Origin of the sequence: Streptomyces sp. NPDC001532, from assembly GCF_040298625.1 — a bacterium.
In the GTDB taxonomy this organism is placed as follows: domain Bacteria; phylum Actinomycetota; class Actinomycetes; order Streptomycetales; family Streptomycetaceae; genus Streptomyces.
The window spans coordinates 66154-91717 of sequence record NZ_JBEPAL010000007.1 but is presented as its reverse complement, the minus strand read 5'-3'; the positions used below and the strand labels follow the sequence as shown (position 1 = coordinate 91717).

Sequence of the window (25564 nt, the reverse complement as noted above, 5' to 3'; positions counted from 1 at the left end):
CATAGTCGTCTGCCTGACGATAAACACTCCCTTCGTCAGCCGCATCGGCCGCCCCGCCTGCCGCATGTCGCGGTCGCGTCAGCGCCCTGACCGCCACCTCCCAGGGCCGTCACATCCCTCCTGGTGCGATGTCGCCGCCCCTCCTCGTGGCTTCGATGCCCTGCCCGCTTCCGGCAGCGGGCTCACACCCCCAGTTGCAGCCCGTCGGCGGCCTCCTCGGCCATGGCGAGGCCCAGGCGGCTGACCCGTACGGAGAAGGGGGCGCCCGCGACCCGCAGTCCTGTCAGGCAGAGCTCGCCGAGCGGTGCGGTGGGCACGGGACGCAGGGTGACCGTGCCGGCCGGGGCGTCGGGGCGGACGCCCGCGAGGACTGTCAGCACCAGCACCCCGGCCGCCGCGGCGGTGGCAGCTGGTCTGCAAGCGGCGGGGTGGGGCAGCGGGGCACCGCCCTCGGTCCGCTGTCCGCCCGCGTACATCTCGGGCAGCCGGTGGCCGAAGCTCTCCGCCGCCGCCAGCAGGCCGCGCAGCAGGGAGCCTGCCTCCTTGTCGTAGCCGGCCGCGGCCAGACCCGCGACCGCGACCGCCGTCTCGTGCACTCGTACAGCGCCCCCTCGATGCCCGAACGGGTTGTAGCCCGCTTCCTTCGCGCCCAGTCCGCGCAGCCCCCAGCCCGAGTCCATCGCCGGGCTCCCGAGCAGCCGGGCGAGCTGTTCGGTCTGCACCCGGTCGAGCAGCCCGGGTGCGTGCTCTCCCCCGCCGAGCAGCCCGGTGTCCAGCAGGTGCGCCGCTACTGCCCCGAGGAGCGGCACGGGCCGACCGTCCGGCGCGCGTGCGGCCACCGGCCGGCCGCCGCCGAGGTCGTCGACCCAGAATTCCTCCCGGAACGCCGCCCGCAGCGCCCTGGCCCACTCCCGCAGCGCGTCGCCGCCCGGTCTGCCGCAGGCGTCGAGCAGATCCGCGCCGAGCAGAGCGGCACGGTGGGCGTGCGCCTGCGTCTCGCAGCGGGCGGGGCCGCCGGGCTGCGGGTCTCGGAGGTAGCTGCCGTCGCCGACAGTCGTCCGCAGCCAGGCCAGACAGCCTTCGGCGGTCGGCAGCAGCTCCGCTGTGTCGGACTCCGGCAGGCCCCAGCGGCGGGCCTCCGCGAGCAGCGCCGGAAAGAGCAGCGTGGCCTCCGTACCGGTACAGCTCGGCGGCAGGTGCGCCCCGGCGTCCCGGCGCGGTCCGGGGATCATGCCCGCCTGCGGTCCGGAGCCCTTGACCTGCGTCCGGGCGAGGGTCCGCAGTGTGCCGGCGGCGAGCCTGGTGCCGAGCGGGAGCGCCATCCGGGCCGCTGCCAGCGCTTCGGCGGGCGCCAGTCCGCAGCGCCAGGGCGCACCGGCGGCTAGGTAGGTGTCGGCGGGTTGCTCGGGGTCGCGCAGCAGCAGCGCCTGAAGGTCCTCGATGCTGGTCCGCAGCAGCGGCTGGACCCTGGGGTCGTCACCCGTCGCCCGTGCGGGGGCGAGGGGGCTGGTGGCCGCGCGGCCCACCGCTCTGACCGGCGCCGCGCCGTCCAGCCGTACGCGCAGCTCCACGCTCGCGCTGCCCCCGGGAGGCAGCTCGAACGCCCAGCGCAGCAGCCCGGCGGAAGCGAGCGCGTCGGCGGGCGGCGGCTCGGCGGTGACCGACGAAGCTCCGGTGGGACACGACCAGCGCAGTCCGCAGTCATGGACGCTGGCGGTGACCTCCGGCCCCGCGTTGCCCGAGGCGATCGCGCCGAGCGTGGCCAGATCCGTGCCGAGGGCGACCTCCACGGGCAGGCGCAGCGGGCGCGGGGCCGCGCTGTGCAGTGTGATCCGTTCCGTGCCGTCGGCATTGCGCGTGCGCTCGACGATCACGTCCGGGTCCGGGCCCGCCTGTGGGGAGACGCGCAGCGTTCCGGTGAACCGTGCCTGGTCGGCCCCGGTCATCCGGGCCTGCACGGCGAGCGGTTCCCGGCCGGCCACGCGGACCTGGCAACGCGAGAGCATCCGCCGTCCCGCGCGGTAGAACCCTTCCAGTCCTCGGCCGGCGAGCTGTCCCTGCTCGGTGGAGACGGCGAGGCCCGGCAGACCTACGCAGATCAGGGCCGTGTGGGTGGGAGGAAGCTCTCCTGGACGGCGGGGGTTCGGTGGCGGCGGGGTGGCCGTGGAGGGCCGTCGGGACCGCGCTGCGGGGGCGGTGCCCGATGCTGCTCGGCTCGGTGGGGTTGATGGGAACGACGGAGTTGATGGGGCTGAGGAGGTCGAGGGGAGCGAGGGGGGCGCGGCGGGGGGTAGGGGTGGTGAGGGCGGCGTGGTCAGCCTGTCGAACGCGAAGTGGTCGTCGTCGGACCGGGGCGGAGTCGGCTGGTGCATCGGGAGTGGCTTCCTCTGCGCGCTGTACGCCTCGGGCGAGGTCGGTGCCGGGGTGGTGAGTCCGGCAGAACAGGGGCGGTGCGACGGCACACCCCGTTCAGGCGTTCCGCCACTCAGGTGAACGGAGCCGGACTCCTCCGGGTCACGGCCCCGATCGCCCGACCCCGTCCAACGGCGATGGGCGGCAGGCGCCGCTCCCTGCGTCACCTCGGCGCCGGACAGAGACCGACCGCCGGCGACGCAGGCCGTTCGGCCCCGCCGATCCGCCTGGCAGACGCTCACGTCTCCTCCTGAGCGTCGTTGCCGCTGCCGCCGGACGGCGGGGCCTCCCAGCTCCCCGTACCGGCACCGTGACGCCGCGCAGGCCTCTTGCCCGAGGGACGCGGTCGCGTACCGCCGGCCCGTCCCGCGCCCGGGTGCGTACCGGCCGCCGCCGTACGAGCCCGCAGGGCCCTCCTGGCCGCGAGCCGCGTCCTGGCCGTCCTGGCCTCCGTCGTCAGCGCGCGGGCAGGCCGCCGGCGTCGGATGGGCGCTTCCGTCGACGCCGCCGGCACCGGGTGTGCGTCGGCGCCGGGTGCGGGAGGCGCGTCGGCGTCCGGCGCTGAGTGCGTTCCCGCGCCCTCGCCCACGACCACGCCCTCATTCACGCCTTCGCTTTCGCCCTTGCTCAGGCCATCGCTACGGCCCTCGCCCTCGCCTTCGCTCCCGCCCTCGCCTCCGCTCTCAGGAGCCGTGCGGCCGGCCCGTTCCGCGCGCAGGCAGCGGCGGACCGACTCCGGGTCGAGGCCTTCGTTGATCGCCTGATGCAGGAGGCGCGCGAAGAGGTAGTCGGAGTCGGCTCCGAGTGCCATGGCCAGCGCCTCCCGGGCCTCCAGATCGTCGCCGGTCGACCAGGCCACCCAGCCCGCGAGGGTGAGCGGTGCGGCGGCGTGCTCGCCGTAGGGGCCGACGCAGCGGCGGGCCAGTGCTCGCCAGAGGCGAAGGGCGGGCCCCGCTTCCTCGCCTTCCATCCATTCGGCCGCGCGGTCGCGGGTGGTGCGGTCCTGCAGGCCGAGAATCAGGGCGGCGGCCTCCTCGTGGCCGATCAGTTCGTCGTCGCGGAGGTCGGCGGTGAGAGTTCCGGTCACCGGGCGGGCCTTGGCCAGGCGCCCGATGACGTGTTCGGCCAGTGCCAGCGTCTTCTCCGCCACGTCGGCGCGGTAGGCCTGGTCGAGGATGCGCGGGACCAGGTCCCTGTTCGCGGCGTCGAGGGCGATCTCTTGCTCCAGGGCGGCCCCGGTCTCCCAGGGGAGCAGCCTCGCCCGCAGTTCCCGGAGGGTGCCGCGCACCTGGAGCCCCGCGTACGTGGCCGCGGCGGCGAGCACCGAGGTTCCGGGCAGGCCCATGGACTGCCCCCCTTCCGGGCAGCACCCCGGCCTCGGGCAGCAGTAGGACCAGAAGCGCCCGTCCGAGATGCACAGCGCCTCGATCACCGGCGCTTCGAGGAGGGAGCACTGGAAGCGCAGGTGCTCCGCCAGCGGCCGCAGCCGTTCCATCACCTGTCGGCCCGTCTCGCCGTCCGCCGGCTCCTGGCAGAGGTAGGCCACCATCCGCTTCGGACGTGCTCCTCGGCGGGCTCCGCCCGTCACCAGTCCGCGGGCCAGCTGCGCCGCCACCGATGCCCAGTCGTCCGGATTGGCCGGGATGCCGAGCCTGGCCCGGCCGCCGAACCTGCCGTTTCCGCCCTTGTCGTGCAGGGCGGCGAGCACGACGCTGTCCTCGGGACGGTAGCCGAGCAGATACGGCAGCGCGTCAGCGAGCTCGGCAGGGGTGCGCAGGGTGACTCGATGGGGTTCGATCCGCTCGTCGAGGACATCGGAGTGCGCCGACGCCGTGATCCTCGCGACCGCCTCTCCGACGGGGTGGCTGTCGGGCTCGCGCTGCCCCTCCCGTCCTGTGATGTCGTCGTTTTCGAAGGAACCAGTGGTTTCGCCGTGATTCGTCATGCGAAGACGATCTCGCGGAATGCGGTCCTCCGGTTGAGCCTGTGGATAACTTCGATCAGGGGCACGTCATCCGGACTTCTGGGCTCCCGGGTTCCCGGGCTCCTGGGGCTTCCGGACTCCCGCACCTCCGGACTCCCGCACTTCCGTCGCCCGCTCATCGCGCCAGGCTCTCCCCGCTCCCCCGGCCCGTTCTCCCCGCTCACCGTTGTCGGGTTGTCAGTGCCGTCCTGTTGTATGGAGGGCATGGAGCACACGAGCAACGCGGATCTCCCGGGCAGCGCGGATCTCCGGGCGGAGGCCGACGCGGTCCTCGCCCGTCTCGTCGGCGACGCGACCGGCCCGGCACGGCTGCGGGAGGACCAGTGGCGGGCGATCGAGGCGCTGGTGGCCGAGCGGCGCCGGGCCCTGGTCGTGCAGCGCACGGGATGGGGCAAGTCCGCGGTGTACTTCGTGGCGACCGCACTGCTGCGGGCCCGTGGCAGCGGTCCGACCGTGATCGTCTCGCCGCTGCTCGCGCTGATGCGCAACCAGGTCGAGTCGGCGGCGCGGGCCGGCATCCACGCCCGGACCATCAACTCCTCGAACACGGAGGAGTGGGCCACCGTCCAGGACGAGATCGCCGCCGGTGCGGTCGACGTCCTGCTGGTCAGCCCGGAGCGGCTGAACAACCCGGACTTCCGTGACCAGGTGCTGCCCGAGCTGGCAGCGGCCACCGGGCTGCTCGTCGTGGACGAGGCGCACTGCATCTCCGACTGGGGCCACGACTTCCGCCCGGACTACCGGCGGCTGCGGACCATGCTCGCCGACCTTCCGGCCGGTGTGCCCGTGCTCGCGACCACCGCCACCGCCAACGCGCGCGTGACCGCCGATGTCGCGGACCAGCTCGGCACCGGCGGCTCCTCGGACGCACTGGTGCTGCGCGGCCCTCTGGACCGCGAGAGTCTGAGTCTGAGCGTGCTGCGGCTGCCGGACGCGGCGCACCGCATGGCCTGGCTCGCCGACCACCTCGACCAGCTGCCTGGCTCGGGCATCATCTACACGCTCACCGTGGCCGCCGCCGAGGAGGTCACCGCCTTCCTGCGGCAGCGCGGGCACACGGTCGCCTCGTACACGGGCAAGACGGAGAACGCCGACCGGCAGCAGGCCGAGGAGGACCTGCTCGCCAACAAGGTCAAGGCCCTGGTCGCCACCTCCGCCCTCGGCATGGGGTTCGACAAGCCCGACCTCGGCTTCGTGGTGCACCTGGGCTCGCCGTCCTCCCCCATCGCCTACTACCAGCAGGTCGGCCGCGCCGGCCGCGGTGTGGCGCACGCCGAGGTGCTGCTGCTGCCGGGGCGGGAGGACGAGGCGATCTGGGAGTACTTCGCCTCCCTCGCGTTCCCGCCGGAGGACCTGGTGGGCCGCACCCTCGACGTCCTCGCCCGAGCGGAGAAGCCACTCTCCCTGCCCGCGCTGGAGCCCTTGGTGGAGCTGCGCCGCTCCCGCCTGGAGACCATGCTCAAGGTCCTCGACGTGGACGGGGCGGTGCGGCGGGTCAAGGGCGGCTGGATCGCGACCGGACAGCCGTGGACGTACGACACCGAGCGCTACGAGTGGGTCGCCCGGCAGCGGAAGGCCGAGCAGCAGGCGATGCGGGAGTACGCCTCGACGGGCGGCTGCCGTATGGAGTTCCTGCAACGGCAGCTGGACGACGAGGGCGCGAAGCCCTGCGGCCGCTGCGACAACTGCGCGGGAGCGCGCTTCACCGCGGACACCTCCTCGGCCGCGGTGGACGCCGCGCGTGTGGACCTGGGCCGTGCGGGTGTCGAGGTGGAGCCCCGCCGGATGTGGCCGACCGGGCTGCCGGCGATCGGCGTCGACCTCAAGGGCCGGATCCCGGCCGGTGAACAGGCGGCGCCGGGGCGGGCCTTGGGCCGGTTGTCGGACATCGGCTGGGGCAATCGTCTGCGGCCGATGTTCGCATCCCAGGCGCCGGACGGCCCGGTGCCGGACGACGTGGCCGGGGCGGTCGTGGGTGTCCTGGCCGACTGGGCAAAGGGCCCCGGCGGCTGGGCGCCAGGGGCGGCGGACGCCCAGCCTCGCCCGGTCGGTGTCGTCACCGTCGCCTCGCGCACCCGGCCGCAGCTCATCGACTCGCTGGGCGCGCACATCGCGCGCGTCGGCCGCCTGCCGCTGCTGGGTTCGGTCCAGTACTCGGCCGACAGCGGACCGGTTCCCCGGAGCAACAGCGCCCAGCGCCTCAAGGTGCTCGACGGGGCGCTCACCGTGCCGCCCGCGCTCGCCGCCGCGCTGGCCGAGGCCCAGGGACCCGTGCTGCTCGTGGACGACTTCACGGAGACCGGCTGGACCCTCGCGGTCGTCGCCCGCATGCTCCGACGCGCCGGTGCTCAGGGTGTGTTGCCTCTGGTGCTGGCGGTCCAGGGCTGAGGCCCGAACGGTGACGCGGGACAGGGGGAGGTACCGCGTCGCCGGCCGTCGGCACCCCGCGCCTCCCGCACCGTCGATCCCAGGCGTCGCCCGGCACATCTGTGGGTAGGGATATAAGCCATGCACCACCCGATAAGGGTCGGGCGCCCCAATTGCTCGTTGCCGCTTCCAGGTTCGACAGGAAGAATTGAAGTCCGCTCCCCGCACGGCTCGTCCGTGATCAGGTAGGGCTTCGCTGCGGTGTGCGCTCCCCCTCATCCAACCCCGCCCGCAGTGTGGGCGCGTAGCCGAAGGGAGGATCGTGACCTTCGGATTCGCTCCGTCCTCCGCGGCGTCCACATCGACGTCCGCCGACCTGTCCGCCACTTCCGCCAACCCTGTGGCCCGCATGCTCGAACCCGCGGAATGGGCCGCCGCGGGCATCCCCCTGCTGCGCAACCCGCGCGAGGTGGTGAGTGGGCTGCACTCACGGCATCGTCCCACTCCGGCCACCGCGGTCGTGGCGGTGCTCGACGCGGAGGAACGGCTGTGCGCGAGCGCGTCGTTCGTCCGCCGTCCGGCTCCGGCGGACGGCTGGATGTTCCGCAACGCGCTCCTCGCCCAGCTGCGCCGGGTCATCCCGCACGATCTACGTCGCCGCACTCCTGTGCGCACGGCCGTACTGCTCTACTGCCGTGAGGGCGACGCGCGTTGGACGGAGGAGGACGGCGCGTGGATGTGGGGCCTGCGGGACGCCTGCACGCTGCACGGGCTGCGCTGTGGCGCGTACATCACGCTGACTCGGGACGGCTGGCAGGTCCTCGGCGAGGGACGCGGCGGACGCCGTCCCAGCGCGGACTCCATACCGGAGCCCTTCGCCACCTCGGAGGCGCCGCCCCCGCCGCCGCGCACCGGCGGTGTCTCCTCCGACGTGCTGCGCCGCGCGGCGGCACGCTGAGGAACCCATAGCTCCTACGGCCCGGCCGGCCACCCGCGTACACCCTCCAGTCGCGGGTGCAGGCCGCGTCGACCGAATGCGGCGACCACGGCGCACGGCCGGACGGACAGCTTGGCCACCGGGCACCTGACCGGTGCTCGGACGAAGGGCACGGCGGACCCGGGCCGTCCGAGCACGCCGAAGCGGCCGAGCCGTGCGGGGCCGCCACGGCGGCGCCCCGCGGGCTGCTCGGCGTCATACCCCTGGGACCGGGGATCTCCCGGGACCAGGGATCTACTCGGACCGGCTCAGACGCCCGCGCCCAGGACCGCGTTGATCTGCTGCGGGTCACCGCAGACGATCAGCAGGGCGGCGGCTCGGGTGAGGGCCAACGGAAGAGCGGTGGCGGCCACGGTGTCGGAGCCGCCGTTGACGGCGACGACGACCACCGGACGGGAACCGGCACGCTCGGCGACGGCGGCATCGGCGTAGAAGACGTCGTCGCGCGCGTCGTGCTGGGCCCAGTAGGCGGTCTCACCGAAGGACAGCTCGTGGGTGGCCCACGGGTGCTGCTCGCCGGTGGTGATCACCAGCACGTCGCCGGGGGCGCGGCCGGAGTCCAGCAGGAGGTCCACGGCCTCCTCGGCGGCGTCGAGCGCTCCCTCGGCCGAGGCCGGGATCAGCTGGATCTGCGGGGTCGCCGGTGCCGGAGCGGAGGCGACGGGGCCGGCCGGGCCGGGCTTGGCCGCAGCCGCGTCACGGGGCGTCCGCTGCACCGGCGGCGTGGGCCGGAGAGAGCCGGGACGACCAGGACGCGGCGGAGCCGCGGGGCGGGGGCCGGGTACGGGACGAGGGGTCGGCGCGATGCGGCCGCTGGCCGGAGTGGCGCGGGGACCCTGGGCACTCTCGTGAATCTGAGGCTCCTCGGGGATGAGAGGCATGGGCTGATGTTTATCAAACGTTGGTGCGGCACGCGTCAGCGGGTGGCACATACGTGCGAGCGGAATCGTCAGAAATCGAAGCCGAGCTGACCCTCGATCTCCGGAACGCTTCCGTCCGCCCAGCTGCGGGCCTTCTTGAGGTGCCGCCACTGGGGCAGCGCATCAAGATACGCCCACGACATCCGGTGATACGGGGTGGGGCCCCGCACCTCCAGCGCGGCCTTGTGCACGGGCGACGGATACCCGGCATTGTCCGCAAAACCGAAGTCTGCATGTTCGACACCCAGTTCGGCCATCATTTTGTCGCGCTGAACCTTGGCGATCACCGACGCCGCCGCCACCGCCACGCACGAACGGTCACCCTTGATCACGGTCCGGACCGCCCAGGGCGCGCCGAGGTAGTCGTGCTTGCCGTCGAGGATCACCGCGTCAGGGCGGACCGGCAGGCCCTCCAGGGCCCGCACCGCCGCGAGCCGCAGCGCCGCCGTCATCCCCAGCTCGTCGATCTCCTCCGGGGACGCGTGCCCGAGGGCGTACGACGTCACCCACTTCCGCAGCTCCTCGGCGAGCACCGTGCGTCGTTTGACGGTGAGCAGCTTGGAGTCGGTGAGACCTTCGGGGGGCCGGCGGAGTCCGGTGACCGCCGCGCAGACGGTGACGGGGCCGGCCCACGCGCCGCGCCCCACCTCGTCGACACCGGCAATGATCTTCGCTCCGGTCGTGGCGCGGAGAGAGCGCTCGACGGTGTGAGTAGGTGGTTCGTACGGCATGGCGCCCTTAGCGTACGCCGCTCCGATCCCACCGCGACACCCCGGTTTGCCGAAGCGAGGTCAACCCGTCCGGCGCCGCCGCTCAGACACCGGTCGGACGGAGCAGCGGCACCATCAGCTGGTCGATCATCTCCTCGATGTCACCGTCCTGCCATTCGCTTCCGCACATCTTCGAGCGGTACATCATCATCGCCGGCATGGCGTCGAAGACGTAGCCGTTGGCGGCGTCCCGCCGGACCTCACCGCGCCGGATTCCACGAGTGATCACCTCGCGAAGCAGCTTTATCGTCGGCTCCACCACGCCCTCGATGATCACCGCGTGGAAGCGCTCTGCCTGCATGGTGTCGCATTCGTGAATGACGGAACGCAGGGCGAAACCGGGCCGCGAGTACATCGCGTCGCGCGCCTGCCGGCACAGTGCCAGCAGGTCCTCGCGCACGCTTCCGAGATCGGGTGCCGAGTCGAGGCGTGGCAGTCCGGCCTGCAGCGCGTCGGCGACGAGGTCCTCCTTGGAGGGCCAGCGGCGGTAGACCGCGGCCTTGCCGGTCTGCGCCCCGGCGGCAACGCCCTCCATCGTGAGGCCACCCCAGCCGACCGTGCTGAGCTGTTCCAGCGCGGCGTCGAGGATCGCGCGTTCGAGTACCGCGCCGCGCCGACGGGGGGAGGCCGCCTGAGCGGGGGCGGCCGACCAGCGCGAAGAAACCATCCGAGTGTCTCCAGCGTGCAGAAGAGAACGGAAATTACGGGGAAAGGGGTTGTTCCGCCCGGAAGTTGCGGGGACGTACCGCCGGGCGACGAGCCGAGTGAACGCTTGCGTTCACTACCGGGGACTCACTACCGTTGACGCGACAGTGAACGCGAGCGTTCACTAAAGCTCTTGTGGGGGACCCATAGTGACGACCTCTCAGTTGATTCAGGACCAGAAACCAGGTGCGGCACGCCGGCAGGGGCATCCCGGCATAGCGCTCACCGTCATCGCGGCCTGCCAGCTCATGGTGGTACTCGACGCGACGATTGTGAATATCGCGCTTCCGCACATTCAGAACGCACTCGAGTTCAGCACGACCGATCTCACCTGGGTGGTCAGCGCCTACACGCTGACCTTCGGCGGCCTGCTGCTCCTCGGCGCCCGAGCCGGTGACATCCTCGGCCGCCGCCGTGTCTTCATGACCGGCATCCTGCTGTTCACCTTCGCCTCGCTGCTGGGCGGATTCGCCCAGGAACCCTGGCAGCTGCTGGCTGCGCGCGCCCTGCAGGGCGTGGGCGGCGCGATCGCGTCGCCGACCTCGCTGGCGCTGATCACCACCACCTTCGCCGAGGGCCCGGAGCGCAACCGTGCCTTCGGCGTCTTCGCCGCGGTCTCCGCGGGCGGCGGCGCCATCGGCCTGCTCACGGGCGGCATGCTCACCGAGTGGCTGGACTGGCGCTGGGTGCTCTTCGTCAACGTGCCGATCGGCCTGCTGATCGCCGTACTCACCCCGCTCTACATCAACGAGTCCGAGCGGCACCCCGGGCGCTTCGACATCGCGGGCGCGCTGACCTCGACGATCGGCATGGCCTCGCTCGTCTACGGCTTCATCCGGGCGGCGGAGGAGGGCTGGCGGGACAGCGTGACCGTCACGTCCTTCAGCGTGGCCGTGGTCCTGCTGCTGGCCTTCGTGTTCATCGAGATGCGGGCCAAGGAGCCGATCACCCCGCTGAAGATGTTCACCCATCGCAACCGCGCCGGCACGTATGTGATCATGCTCAGCCTGGCCGCGGCGATGTTCGGCATGTTCTTCTACATCGTCCTGTTCGTGCAGAACGTGCTCGGCTACAGCCCCATCAAGGCGGGCGCGGCCTTCCTGCCCGTCACGGTCGCGATCGTGATCGGCGCGGGTCTGTCGCAGCGGTTCCTGCCGGTGCTCGGCCCCAAGCCGTTCATGATGGTCGGCTCGGCCTGCGTGGTCGTGGGACTGATCTGGCAGACGTTCATCAGCCCCGACAGCTCGTACGTCGGCGGGGTGCTCGGCCCGATGCTGGTGTTCGGTTTCGGTATGGGCCTGAACTTCGTGACGGCGACCGTGACCGCGGTCTCCGGTGTCGCCCCGCACGAGGCAGGCGCGGCGTCCGGCCTGCTCAACGCCACCCAGCAGGTCGGCGGATCGCTGGGTCTGTCGATCCTCACCACCGTGTTCGGCACGGCCAGCAGGGACGAGGCGGAGAAGCAGCTGCCGGACTTCATGGCGAACGCCTCGGCGGAGCAGAAGGCGGAGTTCGCCCAGACCCACCAGCTGCCCGCCCCATGGGGGCACGAGGTGCTCGCGCAGGGCATCTCGACGGCGTTCGTCCCGGCCGCCGCGATGGCCGCTCTCGCCCTGGTCACGGCCTGGCTGGTGATTCGCGTCCGCAAGAGCGACTTGGAGGCCCTGGCCGGCACTGCGGGCCCGGTGGTCGGCTGACCGAAAGATGTCGCACAGCTGGCTCGACGGCCGACCGATGGGCATGACGGGGGTATGCCCGCGGTCGGCCACCCGGGCGGCGAGCGACGGCGGACGGCCGGACCGGGTCCCGTGGACCGACGGCGAGGACAACGGTCCGGCCGTCCGCGCTCGCCGCGCCGAAGTCCCCACGGCGAGCAGCGCGATAAGCGCCATGAGCGCGAACAGCAAGACCAGCAACACCAACGCGTCCATGTCCACCCCTGCCCCTGCCCCTACCCCTGCGTTATCGACCACGTGGTCCGCGCGAGCGGTCTGAGCACCGCGGACATCACGACAACGCACGGCCGGTCACGCAGAGTTCCCGGCATGCACAGAGAGTTTCCAGTGCGGACGCGCGAGCGCCGCTAGATCCCGGTCGGAACCCAGTCCGGCAGCGCTTCCGTCTGCGCGGCCCACTCGGCGGGCGGTGCCCCCGCCTTGGTCGCGGCGATCACCCCGCCGACGATGGCGCAGGTGGTGTCGACATCTCCCCCGACCTGCGCGGTCGTCCAGAAGGCCCGCTCGTAGTCACCGAGGGAACGGGCCGCCGACCAGAGGGCGAAGGGCACGGTGTCGTGGGCCGTCGTACGCCGTCCGCAGCCCAGGACGGCCGCGACGGTGCCCGCGTCGCCGTAGTCGAGCATGTCGCGGGCACGGCGCAGGCCCGCTCCGACGGCGCTCTTCGGCACGAGGGCGACGACGCCGTCGAGCAGCGCCTCGGCACTCGGCGGGCCGGCGGGGTCCGCGGCGAGCGCGGCGGCCGCGGCGACGGCCATGGCGCCGACGACGGCCTCGCGGTGCTGGTGCGTGGGATAGGCGGAGATCTCCGCCTGGTGGGTCGCCTGTTCCGGGTCGTCCGCGTACCAGGCGCCCAGCGGGGCGATCCGCATCGCGGCGCCGTTGCCCCACGAGCCCTGCCCGTTGAAGAGCGCGGCGGCCAGCTCGCGCCAGTCGCCGCCCTCCCGGACGAGCCGGAGCAGACGGTTGACGGCGGGACCGTAACCGCGATCGAAATCGTGGTGGTGAGCGAAGGACTGGGCCAGCGCGTCCTGGTCGATCCACCGGTGGGCGGCGAGGACGGCGACCACGGAGCAGGCCATCTCCGTGTCGTCGGTCCACTGCCACGGGCCGGGCGGCAGCTCGCGTCGCTTCAGGAGCGGATAGTTCACCGGCACGAAGAACTGGGAGCCGAGCGCGTCACCCACCGAGAGTCCGCGCAGGCTGGCCAGGGCGCGGTCCAGGCGCCCGTCGGGAGAGGAGTCAGGGGTCATCGCTCTGCCACTCTATCCGGTGATCCCGTACGGCTCCGGATCTCGCCAGCGCTCGAAGGGCCGGTCGAGCGCGTACTTGCCGTCCTCCCCGAGAACGAGCATCCGCATCTCCGCGTTCCCTGGGTTCACCAGCGACTCGAACTCGGCGACCGTCCAGTGGAACCAGCGCATGCAGAACAGCCTCATGGCCAGGCCATGGGTCACCAGCAGCACGTTCGGCGGATGGTCGGGGGCCTCGAAACTGCGGAACAGGCTCTCCAGGAAGCCGCCGACCCGGTCGTAGACGTCGGCGCCGCTCTCTCCCTGCGCGAAGCGGTAGAAGAAGTGGCCGTAGGCGTCCCGGTAGGCCTTCTGGAGGCGTACCTCGTCGCGGTCCTGCCAGTTCCCCCAGTCCTGCTCGCGCAGCCGGGGCTCCTCACGCACCCGTATCAGCTCGGGGTCCAGATGGAAGGCGCGCAGGGTCTCATGGGTGCGGCGGTAGGGGGAGACGTACACACTGACCCGCTCCCGCCCGAACACCTCCCGCAGCGTCTTGCCGGTCTCCTCCGCCTGGCGCCATCCGAGATCGGTCAGCGCCAGAGCGTGGTCGGGTTCGCGTTCGTACACGGAGTCATCAACATTGCCCGTTGACTCGCCGTGCCGGACAAGGACGATGCGCCGTGGTCGTGCCATGCCAAAACCCTAGATCGGGTGACGGCCGATCGAGGACTCGTGAGGCACTTGTACGGCGCAGCTCACACGATTTCGACCCCGTGGACCCCACAGGACGCACGATTTGTGCGTCCGGTTCTCAAACCGTCCAGGTCGGTTCGAGCTCCACGATGTCGCCGGTGAGGGCCGCGACATCCGCTTCGGTCTGGGCCCGCAGCGCCAGCCGCTCCACCCGTTCGGTGCGGTACTTGCCGTGCTCGGCCGCCGACCGCCACATGGACAGGACCATGAACTCGTTCCCCGGGGCCTCGGCGAACAGGCCGCGGATCATGCCCGGCGAGCCGGCCATCGCGGGGTTCCAGACCTTCTCCTGCATCAGCGTGAAGTTCTCCACGCGGTCCTCGTGGATCCGGCAGAGGGCGACCCGGAGCAGATCGGCGTCGGTGAAGCGGGGTTCGAAGCCGGTCTTCACGTCGAAGCGGTAGTCGAACAGCCTGACCTGGGCGTCCTTGAAGGTGCCCGACTGGGCCGTGGCCAGCCGGTCGTGGGAGCGGGCCATGAAGGAGTCGTAGAAGGCCCGGCTCTCCCAGAAGGCGAAGATGTGGGCCACCGAGGGCCGGCTCCGGCTCCAGCCCCCGCCCTGTCCCCGAAAACCCGGTTCACCCAGCTGCCCCGCCCACTTTCGCTGTCCCCGCTCGAAACCCCGGCGGTCCACCACGGTGCAGCGAATCCACTTGACCAGCACCGCGCCATCGTAAGGCCCCGGAGTGTGGCGCCGGTCGTCCTCCGGCGGACCGGACGCGGGCGAGCGCCCCGGCGCACATGGCAGGATGGGCAACCGGCTTTGACCGCCCGGCAGTTCAGCCTGCGGGCAGACGGGGAAGGGGGACGTTCGTGAACGGCATCAGCAAGGGCATCCGCAAGGTCGAGATCGCGCTGAAGTGGGACCCGAGTCCGGCGGGGCAGCCACCGACCGATCTCGACATAGTGGCCGCCACCTACCTGGCGAGCGATCCGTACGGCGAACCCGCCTACCAGGTGCACTTCGACAGCCGCTCCCCCGACGGCACCATCTATCTCAATCGGGACAGCAAGGACGGCAAGGGCTTCGGCTGGGACGAGGTCCTGACCGTGGAGCTCGACCGGCTCGACGCCCGCTACGCGCGCGTGGTGGTCGGCGTCGCCATACAGCAGCGGTCCGGGCGGCAGACCTTCGTCAGCGTGGTCAACCCGGCCCTGCGCATCCGCGAGGGCTACACCGATCTCGCCCAGGACGACTTCGGCGGAGTCCTCGGGGCCACGGCGGCGGCGGTCGCGGAGTTCAGGCGCGACGAGTCCGGGGTGTGGGAGTTCCACCCGGGCCTGCTCGGCTTCGAGGACGACCCCGCAACGTTCACCCGGGCCATGGGCGCCTTGCGCCGGTCCTGACACCGTCTCGGTCACATCGCAGGAGGGGCGCCGACCAGTGGCCGGCGCCCCTCCTTTTCGAGCGCTGTCCCTCGGGCACTACCCCTTGGGGGCTACCCGTCGGGGGCTATCCCTCCAGGGCCGCGCGTCAGCTGCAGCCGCTGGTCGAGCCGCAGCCCTCGCAGATGTAGCAGGAACCGGCCCGCTGCATCTTCGTACCGCAGGAGAAGCAGAGCGGGGCGTCGGCCTGGATGCCCAGCTGCATCTCCACCAGCTCGGCGCTGGTGTGGGCCTGCTTCGGGGCGGGCTTGGCCGCCTCGACCTCGGCCTTCGGGGTGGCGACGGCCTTCAGCTCCTGGGCGCGCGGCGCCGACTGGGCCAGGCCCTCGACGTCGACGTCCTCGTCGTCCAGCGGCTCGTACGAACCGGTCTCCAGGTGACGCTGGCGCTCCTCGGCGGAGTGGATGCCGAGCGCGGACCGCGTCTCGAAGGGCAGGAAGTCCAGCGCCAGGCGGCGGAAGATGTAGTCGACGATCGACTGCGCCATCCGCACGTCCGGGTCGTCGGTCATACCGGCCGGCTCGAAGCGCATGTTCGTGAACTTGGAGACGTACGTCTCCAGCGGCACGCCGTACTGGAGGCCGACCGAGACCGCGATGGAGAAGGCGTCCATCATGCCCGCGAGGGTCGAGCCCTGCTTGGACATCTTCAGGAAGACCTCGCCCAGGCCGTCGTCCGGGTAGGAGTTGGCGGTCATGTAGCCCTCGGCGCCGCCGACGGTGAAGGACGTGGTGATGCCGGGACGTCCCTTCGGGAGGCGCTTGCGGACCGGGCGGTACTCGACGACCTTCTCGACGGCCTCGCGGATCGTCGCCTCGGTCTTCTCCGTGACCTCGGCCTTCTCCTTCTCCTTGGTCTTGGCGGAGAGGGGCTGGCCGACCTTGCAGTTGTCGCGGTAGATGGCGAGGGCCTTGATGCCCAGCTTCCAGGCCTCGAAGTAGATCTCCTCGACCTCCTCGACGGTCGCCGTCTCCGGCATGTTGACCGTCTTGGACAGGGCGCCGGAGATCCACGGCTGGATCGCGGCCATCATGCGGACGTGGCCCATCGGGGAGATGGCCCGCTCGCCCATGGCGCAGTCGAAGACCTCGTAGTGCTCGGGCTTGAGGCCCGGGGCGTCGATCACATTGCCGTTCTCGGCGATGTGGGCGACGATCGCCTCGATCTGCTCCTCCTGGTAGCCCAGGCGGCGCAGGGCCTGCGGGACGGTGCCGTTGACGATCTGCATCGAGCCGCCGCCGACCAGCTTCTTGAACTTGACCAGGGCGAGGTCGGGCTCGAGGCCGGTGGTGTCGCAGGACATCGCCAGACCGATGGTGCCGGTCGGGGCGATGACGGACGCCTGAGAGTTACGGAAACCGTTCTTCTCACCGAGACGCAGCACGTCCTGCCAGGCCTCCGTGGCGGCGGCCCAGATCGGCGTGTCCAGGTCGTCCATGCGGACGGCCACGGCGTTGGCGTCGGAGTGCTGCTTCATGACGCGGTTGTGGGCGTCCGCGTTGCGGGCGTACCCGTCGTACGGGCCGACGACCGCGGCGAGCTCGGCGGAGCGGCGGTAGGCCGTGCCGGTCATCAGGGAGGTGACGGCACCGGCGAGGGCGCGGCCGCCGTCGGAGTCGTAGGCGTGACCGGTCGCCATCAGCAGGGCGCCGAGGTTGGCGTAGCCGATGCCGAGCTGGCGGAACGCGCGGGTGTTCTCGCCGATCTTCTGGGTCGGGAAGTCCGCGAAGCAGATGGAGATGTCCATCGCGGTGATGACGAGCTCGACGACCTTGGCGAAGCGCTCGGCGTCGAAGGACTGGTGGCCCTTGCCGTCGTCCTTCAGGAACTTCATCAGGTTCAGCGAGGCGAGGTTGCAGGACGTGTTGTCCAGGTGCATGTACTCGCTGCAGGGGTTCGAGCCGTTGATACGGCCGGACTCCGGGCAGGTGTGCCAGTGGTTGATGGTGTCGTCGTACTGGATGCCCGGGTCGGCGCAGGCCCAGGCGGCCTCGGCCATCTTGCGGAAGAGCGACTTGGCGTCGACCTCCTCGATGACCTCACCGGTCATCCGCGCGCGGAGGCCGAACTTGCCGCCCTCCTCGACCGCCTTCATGAACTCGTCGTTCACGCGGACCGAGTTGTTGGCGTTCTGGTACTGGACGGACGTGATGTCGTCGCCGCCCAGGTCCATGTCGAAGCCCGCGTCGCGCAGGGCGCGGATCTTCTCCTCTTCCTTGACCTTGGTCTCGATGAAGTCCTCGATGTCGGGGTGATCGACGTCGAGGATGACCATCTTCGCGGCCCGTCGGGTGGCGCCACCGGACTTGATCGTTCCGGCGGAGGCGTCGGCGCCGCGCATGAAGGAGACGGGACCGGAGGCGTTGCCGCCGGAGGACAGCAGCTCCTTGGAGGAGCGGATACGGGAGAGGTTCAGGCCGGCGCCGGAGCCGCCCTTGAAGATCATCCCCTCTTCCTTGTACCAGTCGAGGATGGACTCCATGGAGTCGTCGACGGACAGGATGAAGCAGGCGGAGACCTGCTGGGGCTGGGGGGTGCCGACGTTGAACCAGACCGGGCTGTTGAAGCTGAAGATCTGGTGCAGGAGGGCGTACGCCAGTTCGTGCTCGAAAATCTCCGCGTCGGCGGGCGAGGCGAAGTACTTGTAGTCCTCACCGGCCTTCCGGTACGTCTTCACGATGCGGTCGATCAGCTGCTTGAGGCCGGTCTCACGCTGCGGGGTGCCCACAGCACCGCGGAAGTACTTGCTGGTGACGATGTTGACCGCGTTCACCGACCAGAAGTCGGGGAACTCCACGCCGCGCTGCTCGAAGTTCACCGAGCCGTCGCGCCAGTTGGTCATGACGACGTCACGGCGCTCCCAGCTCACCTCGTCGTACGGGTGCACGCCGGGAGTGGTGTGGATGCGCTCGATACGCAGCCCCTTGGTGGCCTTGAGTCCCTTGGCTCGGGAACCTCGTGCCGGACCGCTCGCCGTCTCTGTCATGCCGCCTCCCTGTACGGGCGAAAACGCCCTGAAGTGCCCCGATGTTCCCGAAGCACGGTGTTCTGTCTGGTGCTGCGGGCACCCTCACGCCGCCCGCAACAGGTCTTTGATCGCCACCGACCCGGCCGTTCCGGACCCGATGCCCGGACCGGCCTCCCGGTCAGTCGGCGGCGCCTGCGGGCTCGGGGACCTGGACGGCCTCTCCCGACCCGCGGTCGTCTTCCTGGCGCCCCTGGCCGGCGTCTCCGTCGTCCGCGGCGGGGCGTCCCGTCTGCTCCCTGAGTTCGGCGATCGCCGCCTCGAAGTCCTCGAGCGACTCGAACGCCCGGTACACGGACGCGAATCGCAGATAGGCCACGAGGTCCAGCTCCTGCAGCGGGCCGAGTATGGCCAGTCCCACATCGTGGGTCGTCAGCTCGGCGCTCCCGGTGGCCCGCACCGCCTCCTCGACCCGCTGGCCGAGCTGGGCGAGCGCGTCCTCGGTGACAGGCCGCCCCTGGCAGGCCTTGCGCACACCGTTGATGACCTTGGTGCGACTGAACGGCTCGGTGACCCCGGACCGCTTGACCACCATGAGCGAACACGTCTCCACGGTCGTGAAACGACGGGAGCAGTCCGGACACTGGCGGCGCCTGCGGATCGACGTGCCGTCGTCGGTCGTACGGCTGTCGACCACACGGCTGTCGGGGTGCCTGCAGAAGGGGCAGTGCATGGACTCCCAACCCTCCTCACAGCAGACTCAATAGCCTCACGGACCTCTCGGGCCCCTTGGAAGCAGCCACCAGCATAGGCGATCGCGGAGGGGTCGATGACCCGGGGGACCACAACTTCTGGGCTGCTGTCGCCATCCAACCACTAGATGTGGGGATTGGCCCGTACATCCAGTACAGGCCCGCGTGTCGGGTGCGCACGTCGACACGCGCGGACACAGCGCGTCACCGCATGGGGAGATCCCGTGGCCGCGACAAGGAGGAGCCGTAGGACTCCTGCGCGAACCGGGGCCGGTGCCCGCTCCACGCGACGCCGGATGGCAGACTGGGCACGCGCCCCACAAGGGCGCTTCCCGGCGGTGAAGAGTACAACAATGGGCGCTTTTGCCCGCGGGGCACCGCGTCAGCCATACACCCAGGCACATGATCACGACAGTCGAATCGCGAATTTTCACTCGAACGTGTGTTTGGCGCAACCTTTCGAAAGCAACTACCGTTGTCCAGCAGGGAGACCATCGAGAGGGGCCGACGTGACCACCACCGCAGACAGTGCCACCATCACCGCCCAGGACCGCTCCCAGGGCCGATTCGAGCCGGTGCATGCGATGAACGAAGCCACGAATCCCGAGGGAAACAAGCGCTCCCTCCCGGGCCGACCTCCAGGCATCCGGGCGGACAGCTCGGGACTCACGGACCGGCAGCGCCGTGTGATCGAGGTCATCAGGGACTCCGTCCAGCGGCGTGGCTACCCGCCGTCGATGCGGGAGATCGGCCAGGCGGTCGGCCTGTCGAGCACGTCCTCGGTGGCACACCAGCTGATGGCTCTGGAGCGCAAGGGCTTCCTGCGCCGCGACCCGCACCGCCCGCGTGCGTACGAGGTCCGTGGCTCCGACCAGGCCGCCGCCGTGACGCCCACCGACACCACCGGCAAGCCCGCCGCGTCGTACGTGCCGCTGGTCGGCCGGATCGCCGCCGGTGGCCCGATCCTCGCCGAGGAGTCGGTAGAGGACGTCTTCCCGCTCCCCCGGCAGCTGGTCGGTGACGGCGAGCTGTTCGTACTCAAGGTCGTCGGCGACTCCATGATCGAGGCCGCGATCTGCGACGGCGACTGGGTCACGGTCCGCCGCCAGCCGGTCGCCGAGAACGGCGACATCGTGGCCGCGATGCTCGACGGCGAGGCCACCGTCAAGCGCTTCAAGCGCGAGGACGGCCACGTCTGGCTGCTCCCCCACAACGCGGCGTACGAGCCGATCCCCGGCGACGACGCGACCATCCTCGGCAAGGTGGTGGCCGTCCTGCGGCGCGTGTGACGGCCGCGACGGGCAGGCTGTCCACAGCCGGCCCCTCAGACCGGGCCCCGGAACCACTGCGCCGGTTCCGGGGCCCTGCGCTGTGTCCACACAGGCCGGGCCGTCAGAGCGCGGGCCCCTTGTGTGCGCCTCTTGCGCTGTGTGCGGGGCTCCGTGCTGTGCGCACGGAGCCCCGCGATCACTGAGCTTCCGTCTGCTTCGCGGCGGCGTCGATCGCCGCCAGCGACTTCCGAACCTGATTACGGTCCGTGGTGTACCAGAACTCCGGCAGTGACGCCTTGAGGAAGCCGCCGTAGCGGGCCGTCGCCAGCCGCTGGTCGAGTACGGCGACCACGCCGCGGTCCCCCGTCGCGCGCACGAGGCGCCCGGCGCCCTGGGCCATGAGCAGCGCCGCGTGGGTGGCGGCGACGGCCATGAAACCGTTGCCTCCGGCCTCCTCCACCGCCTTCTGCCGTGCGCTCATCAGCGGGTCGTCGGGACGCGGGAACGGGATCTTGTCCATGACGACCAGCTGGCAGCTCGGGCCCGGGACATCGACGCCCTGCCAGAGCGACAGCGTGCCGAACAGACAGGTCTGGGGATCGGCGGCGAAGTTCTTGATCAGCTCGCCCAGGGTCTCCTCGCCCTGGAGGAGGATCGGGAACTCGGGGATGCGCGAGCGCAGCTCCTCCGCGGCCAGCTGGGCCGCGCGCATGGACGAGAACAGGCCCAGGGTGCGCCCGCCGGCCGCCTGGATCAGCTCGGTCAGCTCGTCCAGCATGTCCGCCCGGTCACCGTCCCGCGCGGGGCGCGCCAGATGTTTGGCGACATACAGGATGCCCTGCTTGCGGTAGTCGAACGGCGAGCCGACGTCGACGCCCTTCCACTGCGGGAGGTCGTCGCCCTCCGTGCCCTCCGGGCCGAGGCCCAGGGACGCGCCGACGCCGTTGAAGTCGCCGCCCAGCTTCAGTGTCGCGGAGGTCAGGACCACGGACCGGTCCGCGAACAGCTTCTCTCGGAGCAGGCCTGAGACGGACATCGGCGCGACCCGCAGAGAGGCGCCGAAGCGGTCGTGGCGTTCGTACCAGACGACGTCCCACTCGGAGCCGTTCGTGATGCGTTCGGCCACGTCGTGCACCGATTCCACGGAGGCCAGCGCCTGCTTGCGGACCGCGTCCTCGTCCTGGACGGACTTGTCGCGGGTCGCGCCGATCGCGGAGATGACCGTACGACACGCGTCGCGCAGGGCCATCAGCGCGTAACCGAGATCCTCCGGGATCTCCTCCAGGCGGCCGGGCAGGGCCAGCTCCATCAGCCGCTCGAAGCCCTCCGCGGCGGTCTGGAGCTGGTCGGCGGCCTTCTCGTTGACGAGTTTCGCGGCACGGCGCACCGCGCGGTTGACCTGGCCGGGAGTCAGCTCGCCGGTGGCGACGCCGGTGACCCGGGAGACCAGCTCATGGGCCTCGTCGACGATCAGCACCTCGTGCTGCGGCAGGACCGGGGCGCCCTCGATGGCGTCGATCGCGAGCAGCGCGTGGTTGGTGACGACGACCTCGGCGAGCTTGGCCCGCTCGCGGGCCATCTCGGCGAAGCACTCGGCGCCGTACGCGCACTTCGTCGCACCCAGGCACTCCCGCGACGACACCGACACCTGGCCCCAGGCGCGGTCGGAGACACCGGGGGTGAGGTCGTCACGGTCCCCGGTCTCGGTCTCGTCGGCCCAGTCCCGCACCCGCAGCAGGTCCTGGCCGAGCTTGCTGGTGGGGGCGGCCGCCTCGAACTGGTCGAACAGCCCCTCCTCCTCGTCCTGGGGGACGCCCTCGTGCAGGCGGTGCAGGCAGACGTAGTTCGACCGGCCCTTGAGCATGGCGAACTCGGGGCGGCGGCGCAGCAGCGGGTGCAGCGCGTCCACCGTGCGCGGCAGGTCCCGCTCCACGAGCTGGCGCTGCAGGGCCAGTGTGGCGGTCGCCACGATCACTCGCTCCCCGTGGGCGAGGGCGGGCACGAGATAGCCGAGCGACTTTCCGGTGCCGGTGCCGGCCTGGACGAGCAGATGGGAGCCGTCGTCGATCGCCTCCGCGACGGCTTCGGCCATGGTCACCTGGCCAGGTCGCTCCATGCCGCCGACGGCGGAGACGGCAGCATGCAGGAGTTCGGGGAGTGAGGGCTTTGTCATAGCGCGACCACCCTACGGCCCGGCACTGACAAACGGGGTCTCGCGGCGAAGGCGGGGGACTGGATCAAGACTGTGGCGATCTTGGTGACGGGGTCGGTTGACATCGGGCCGGATCGGTTCGGATCGTTTCGGACTGGGTTGATTCGGGGGGCGTCGGATCTTGGCTCGGGCTGGGTCGGTCGCGGGCGGAGTCATTTACGGGCTCGGTGCGGGGCGTGCGAGGGGCTCGGTGCGCGGCGTGCGTGGGGCTCGGTCCTGGGTTGGCGTGGGATTTGGGCGCGGGCTTGCGTGGGATTTCGGCGCGGGCTCGGTCAGGCGGGACTTGTTGCCGGGGTGGGTTCGTCAGATGAGGCGAATGAGGTGGGAACCGGATCGCCGCGACCGGTGTACCAAGAGTGACGACGTCGTCACACGGGACTACAGCGGACAGCGTCGACTCCGGTCTCTGAGCATGAGGGCGGCCCGCTTGTCGGGTAGATCGACCTCGGCGGTGAGCCGGAAGCCGGCGCGGAGGAAGGCGGACACGGAGATGGTGTTGCGAAGGTCGGGCTCCGCGACGACACGGGCGCAGGCGGGCCGCTTGGAGAGGACGAGGTCGGCGACGGCTCTCAGCAAGGCGGTACCGAGCCCTCGTCCGCGGTGCGCGGCCTCGCCGATGAGGAGGTGGATACCGGTGTCATGGGGCCGAGCGGGATAGTGCTGGGCCAGCGGGTGGAGGTCCGCCCGGTAGATCTCCCAGTAACTGATCGGAGTGCCGTCCAGCACTCCGAGACACGGCACGCTGCGCCGGTCGCCGATGAGCTGGGCACGGATGTGTTGCTCGGTGATCTCCGTAGGACCCGCCAGTTCCCAGTAGGCGGCGACGGCGGGGTCGTTCATCCAGCGGCTGATGAGCGGAACGTCTCGCTCTGCGTGGACGGGGACCAGCTGGAAAACGCCCGCGGACGTCGGGACGGAGCCCCACCCGGCCACCCCGTCGAGCAGGTCTTCGCCCCACCCGAGGGTGAGCAGGTCGGCAGGCAGGTGCAGATCAAGTGTGTCCTCTGCGTCGGCGCTCGCGTCGATGGGAGACACAGCGCGGCTCTCCTCTCCATGCAGGAGGTAGGCCCTCAGTGGCAGGCAGGAAGTCGAATCTCAGTGAAGGGGGTTGGCGATGGTGACGTAGACGGACTGGGTGTCCACGGGGCCCACGAGCTCGTCCAGGCCGTGCAGCCGGGTCAGCAGGTTGGCCTTGCAGCGCACGACGGGTGACTCCAGTAGGCGGGCGGGCAGCGAGCTGCGCAGCCGATCGGGGCCGGAGGCGGCTCGGTCGAGGAAACGCCTGAAGGCGGCGAGCAGCAGGTGTTCGTCGGCGAGACGTTGTGAGCCGAAGGCCCCGATGAGACCGAGCACGTTGTTGATCGCCAGGTAGTACGCGAAGCGCTCGTCCGCGACCTCGTCGGAGACGAACGTGTCGCTGTGCTCACCGATGCCGGGCAGTCGGGCCTCGAGTTCCGCTCTGCGTGACTCGCGGAAGTAGTAGCCCTGGTTGTCCCGGTAGCGCCCGCCCGTGGGCCAGCCGTGGGTGTCCATCATCACCAGCGTGTTCTGCTGGTGAGCTTCCAGGGCGACGCCCGCCTCGCCGTCCAGCCACAGAAGGGGGCGGACGATCTGTTCGAGGTAGCGCAGGAACCACTCGGCGGCGACGGCGCTTGCCGGCCGGCCGGTCACTCCGGCGAGACGGGTGATCAAGCAAGCCAGGCGAGAAGGCGCCGGCACCGGGGCCGGGGCCAACGAATCCGGCCCCGCCAAGGCCTGGGGCGCGACGAGTCCGGCCACGCAGGACACGTCGTCCGACGGAGCGAACGGGTTGTGCCTGATCATCACGTCCAGCCCTGGCACCGGATCGCCGTCTGGTCCGTCGACGGCGAGCCAGGCCGGATCTCGGACGATGTCGAAGCCCGGGTGCGCGGCCCGCCACTGCTGGGACAGGCCGGTTCGCAGCAGACGGTGGACCTCGACACCTCGGTGCAGTTCCTTACGGAGGTTCTCCCGACGGGAGTTGGTGATGCGAAGGCCCAGAGACAGCTTGAGCATGGCGGGAGCTTGGGACCGATACACGGTGCGCACGGAGGAGGTGGGGTGCCAGGAGCCACCTTGCGTCCCCAAATCTCTGAGCAGCCCCTCGGCCAACAGGGCCCCGAACTGTGGCGAGTGCCGGATCTCGCGGTACTGCCAGGGGTGCAGAGGCAGAGCGGCGTGGCCCTCGGGCAGCGGCAGGTCCGTGCCGACCAGGCGGGCGGTGAGATCGGGCGCGGGGACGGACCGACCGCGTTCGGTCCAGGCGGAGTCGGTGGCGAGCAGGGGAGGAGCGACAGCCAGCCAGTGCAGCGCGAAGGAGCCACGCAGCTCGGGTGAGTACGGGCGTGCCTCGGCCTCGGTGATCCCCTCGCGGCTCTTGGGGGTGGGGTGCAGCGGGTGGCCGAGGACGAGCGACTGCTCGGCGGCAAGGAAGAGGTCGGGCCGGCCGGCGGGGACGGCGTCGGACTCGTCGACCGGGCAACTGCGCCTCTCGCGGATGAACGTCGCGACGCGGTGGACGGAGTCGGCGACGCGACCCACGAGGTCTGTCCCGGGACTGGTGACGAGGTCTGCACCAGGACTGGGGACAAGGTCCGCATCGGGACAGGTGACAAGGTCCGCATCGGGACTGGGGATAAGGACGTCGGGATGACTGATCGGGACGGTCGTCGTGGCCGGAGCCGCATCAGCCGTGCGGCCCGCTGCGGCCGCCTCTCGGGCCATGAGGGCGGCGACGGTGACCGCGTCGGCCGGTGAGCACGGTTGGGCAGTGCTGGCCAAGTACGGGAGTCCGAAGCGGTGCCAGCCGGTGGCGGACCGGTAGTGCACCGGCACGAACAGAGCGGTGTCGCTGGCGGGGAGGGGGATACGGAGCGTGCCATGGGCGGGAACGGAGATACCGGTCTCCCGTACCCAGCAGCGGAGAAGGTTCTCGACGGCTGCGGATTCAGCCGCGAGGCGCGGGTCCGGGTGCTGGAGGAGGTCAGGGCCGATGCCCGGCAGATGCTTCGCAGGCCGCGCGCACCCGGCGCCCAGCTGCGCCGGGACGATGGCCATCGCGGTCCCTGGTGCGGGCTGCGT

At 71.0% G+C, this 25564-nt stretch carries 18 protein-coding genes; 5 read left to right on the top strand and 13 right to left on the bottom strand.

The genetic code is table 11. The features are described from left to right. Positions 1-182: 182 nt before the first annotated feature. Both ABT232_RS09460 and ABT232_RS09455 read right to left on the bottom strand, forming a co-directional pair. Positions 183-2372, bottom strand: coding sequence for a glycogen debranching N-terminal domain-containing protein (locus ABT232_RS09460; RefSeq protein ID WP_351838156.1), 2190 nt, complete (start codon positions 2370-2372; stop codon positions 183-185). A 278-nt stretch (positions 2373-2650) separates the two neighbouring features. Then, a complete protein-coding gene (locus ABT232_RS09455; protein WP_351838153.1) occupies positions 2651-4357 on the bottom strand; it encodes a DUF4192 domain-containing protein in 1707 nt (568 codons plus the stop codon). A 243-nt stretch (positions 4358-4600) separates the two neighbouring features. On the opposite strand from ABT232_RS09455, the gene ABT232_RS09450 reads away from it, so the two are divergent. Together ABT232_RS09450 and ABT232_RS09445 are read left to right on the top strand one after the other, a co-directional pair. After that, the gene (locus ABT232_RS09450) at positions 4601-6784 is read left to right on the top strand and encodes a RecQ family ATP-dependent DNA helicase (RefSeq protein ID WP_351838151.1); all 2184 of its coding nucleotides are present in this window, start codon (positions 4601-4603) and stop codon (positions 6782-6784) included. A gap of 301 nt (positions 6785-7085) precedes the next feature. Beyond that, entirely contained in the window at positions 7086-7721 is a 636-nt protein-coding gene (locus ABT232_RS09445) for a hypothetical protein (RefSeq protein WP_351838148.1), read from the top strand. Between the two features lie 287 nt (positions 7722-8008). On the opposite strand, the gene ABT232_RS09440 is transcribed toward ABT232_RS09445, so the two are convergent. The 3 genes from ABT232_RS09440 to ABT232_RS09430 form a co-directional block, all read right to left on the bottom strand. Next, the gene (locus tag ABT232_RS09440) at positions 8009-8641 is read right to left on the bottom strand and encodes a hypothetical protein (protein WP_351838147.1); all 633 of its coding nucleotides are present in this window, start codon (positions 8639-8641) and stop codon (positions 8009-8011) included. Positions 8642-8709: 68 nt separating this feature from the next. After that, positions 8710-9411, bottom strand: coding sequence for a ribonuclease HII (gene rnhB, locus ABT232_RS09435; protein WP_351838145.1), 702 nt, complete (start codon positions 9409-9411; stop codon positions 8710-8712). Positions 9412-9493: 82 nt separating this feature from the next. Next, a complete protein-coding gene (locus ABT232_RS09430) occupies positions 9494-10117 on the bottom strand; it encodes a TetR/AcrR family transcriptional regulator (RefSeq protein WP_351838142.1) in 624 nt (207 codons plus the stop codon). 187 nt (positions 10118-10304) lie between these two features. Here ABT232_RS09430 and ABT232_RS09425 point away from each other — a divergent pair, with 187 nt between their 5' ends. Then, positions 10305-11852: an MFS transporter gene (locus ABT232_RS09425; protein ID WP_351838139.1), complete on the top strand. Its 1548-nt coding sequence runs from the start codon at positions 10305-10307 to the stop codon at positions 11850-11852. 386 nt (positions 11853-12238) lie between these two features. On the opposite strand, the gene ABT232_RS09420 is transcribed toward ABT232_RS09425, so the two are convergent. The 3 genes from ABT232_RS09420 to ABT232_RS09410 form a co-directional block, all read right to left on the bottom strand. Further along, the gene (locus ABT232_RS09420) at positions 12239-13144 is read right to left on the bottom strand and encodes an ADP-ribosylglycohydrolase family protein (RefSeq protein WP_351838136.1); all 906 of its coding nucleotides are present in this window, start codon (positions 13142-13144) and stop codon (positions 12239-12241) included. A gap of 12 nt (positions 13145-13156) precedes the next feature. Then, the gene (locus ABT232_RS09415) at positions 13157-13816 is read right to left on the bottom strand and encodes a histidine phosphatase family protein (protein ID WP_351838134.1); all 660 of its coding nucleotides are present in this window, start codon (positions 13814-13816) and stop codon (positions 13157-13159) included. Between the two features lie 118 nt (positions 13817-13934). Next, positions 13935-14540 carry a YdbC family protein gene (locus ABT232_RS09410; RefSeq protein ID WP_351838131.1) on the bottom strand — a complete coding sequence of 202 codons (606 nt, stop codon included), beginning with the start codon at positions 14538-14540 and terminating at the stop codon, positions 13935-13937. Between the two features lie 149 nt (positions 14541-14689). On the opposite strand from ABT232_RS09410, the gene ABT232_RS09405 reads away from it, so the two are divergent. Beyond that, positions 14690-15223 (top strand): TerD family protein, encoded by a 534-nt coding sequence (locus tag ABT232_RS09405; RefSeq protein WP_351838128.1) that lies wholly within the window; start codon positions 14690-14692, stop codon positions 15221-15223. A 127-nt stretch (positions 15224-15350) separates the two neighbouring features. Here ABT232_RS09405 and ABT232_RS09400 read toward each other — a convergent pair whose 3' ends face one another. Both ABT232_RS09400 and nrdR read right to left on the bottom strand, forming a co-directional pair. Continuing rightward, positions 15351-18248, bottom strand: coding sequence for a vitamin B12-dependent ribonucleotide reductase (locus ABT232_RS09400; RefSeq protein ID WP_351838126.1), 2898 nt, complete (start codon positions 18246-18248; stop codon positions 15351-15353). Positions 18249-18408: 160 nt separating this feature from the next. Beyond that, complete coding sequence (gene nrdR / locus ABT232_RS09395; protein ID WP_351838123.1) at positions 18409-18960, bottom strand: transcriptional regulator NrdR; 552 nt, start codon at positions 18958-18960, stop codon at positions 18409-18411. Between the two features lie 528 nt (positions 18961-19488). Here nrdR and lexA point away from each other — a divergent pair. Further along, positions 19489-20268: a transcriptional repressor LexA gene (lexA, locus tag ABT232_RS09390; protein ID WP_351838121.1), complete on the top strand. Its 780-nt coding sequence runs from the start codon at positions 19489-19491 to the stop codon at positions 20266-20268. 178 nt (positions 20269-20446) lie between these two features. Here lexA and ABT232_RS09385 read toward each other — a convergent pair whose 3' ends face one another. The 3 genes from ABT232_RS09385 to ABT232_RS09375 all read right to left on the bottom strand — a co-directional run bounded on the left by ABT232_RS09385 (position 20447) and on the right by ABT232_RS09375 (position 25540). Continuing rightward, the gene (locus ABT232_RS09385) at positions 20447-22423 is read right to left on the bottom strand and encodes an ATP-dependent DNA helicase (RefSeq protein ID WP_351838118.1); all 1977 of its coding nucleotides are present in this window, start codon (positions 22421-22423) and stop codon (positions 20447-20449) included. A 417-nt stretch (positions 22424-22840) separates the two neighbouring features. Further along, positions 22841-23497 carry a GNAT family N-acetyltransferase gene (locus ABT232_RS09380; RefSeq protein ID WP_351838115.1) on the bottom strand — a complete coding sequence of 219 codons (657 nt, stop codon included), beginning with the start codon at positions 23495-23497 and terminating at the stop codon, positions 22841-22843. A 60-nt stretch (positions 23498-23557) separates the two neighbouring features. Continuing rightward, positions 23558-25540 carry an IucA/IucC family protein gene (locus ABT232_RS09375; RefSeq protein WP_351838429.1) on the bottom strand — a complete coding sequence of 661 codons (1983 nt, stop codon included), beginning with the start codon at positions 25538-25540 and terminating at the stop codon, positions 23558-23560. Positions 25541-25564: the final 24 nt, after the last annotated feature.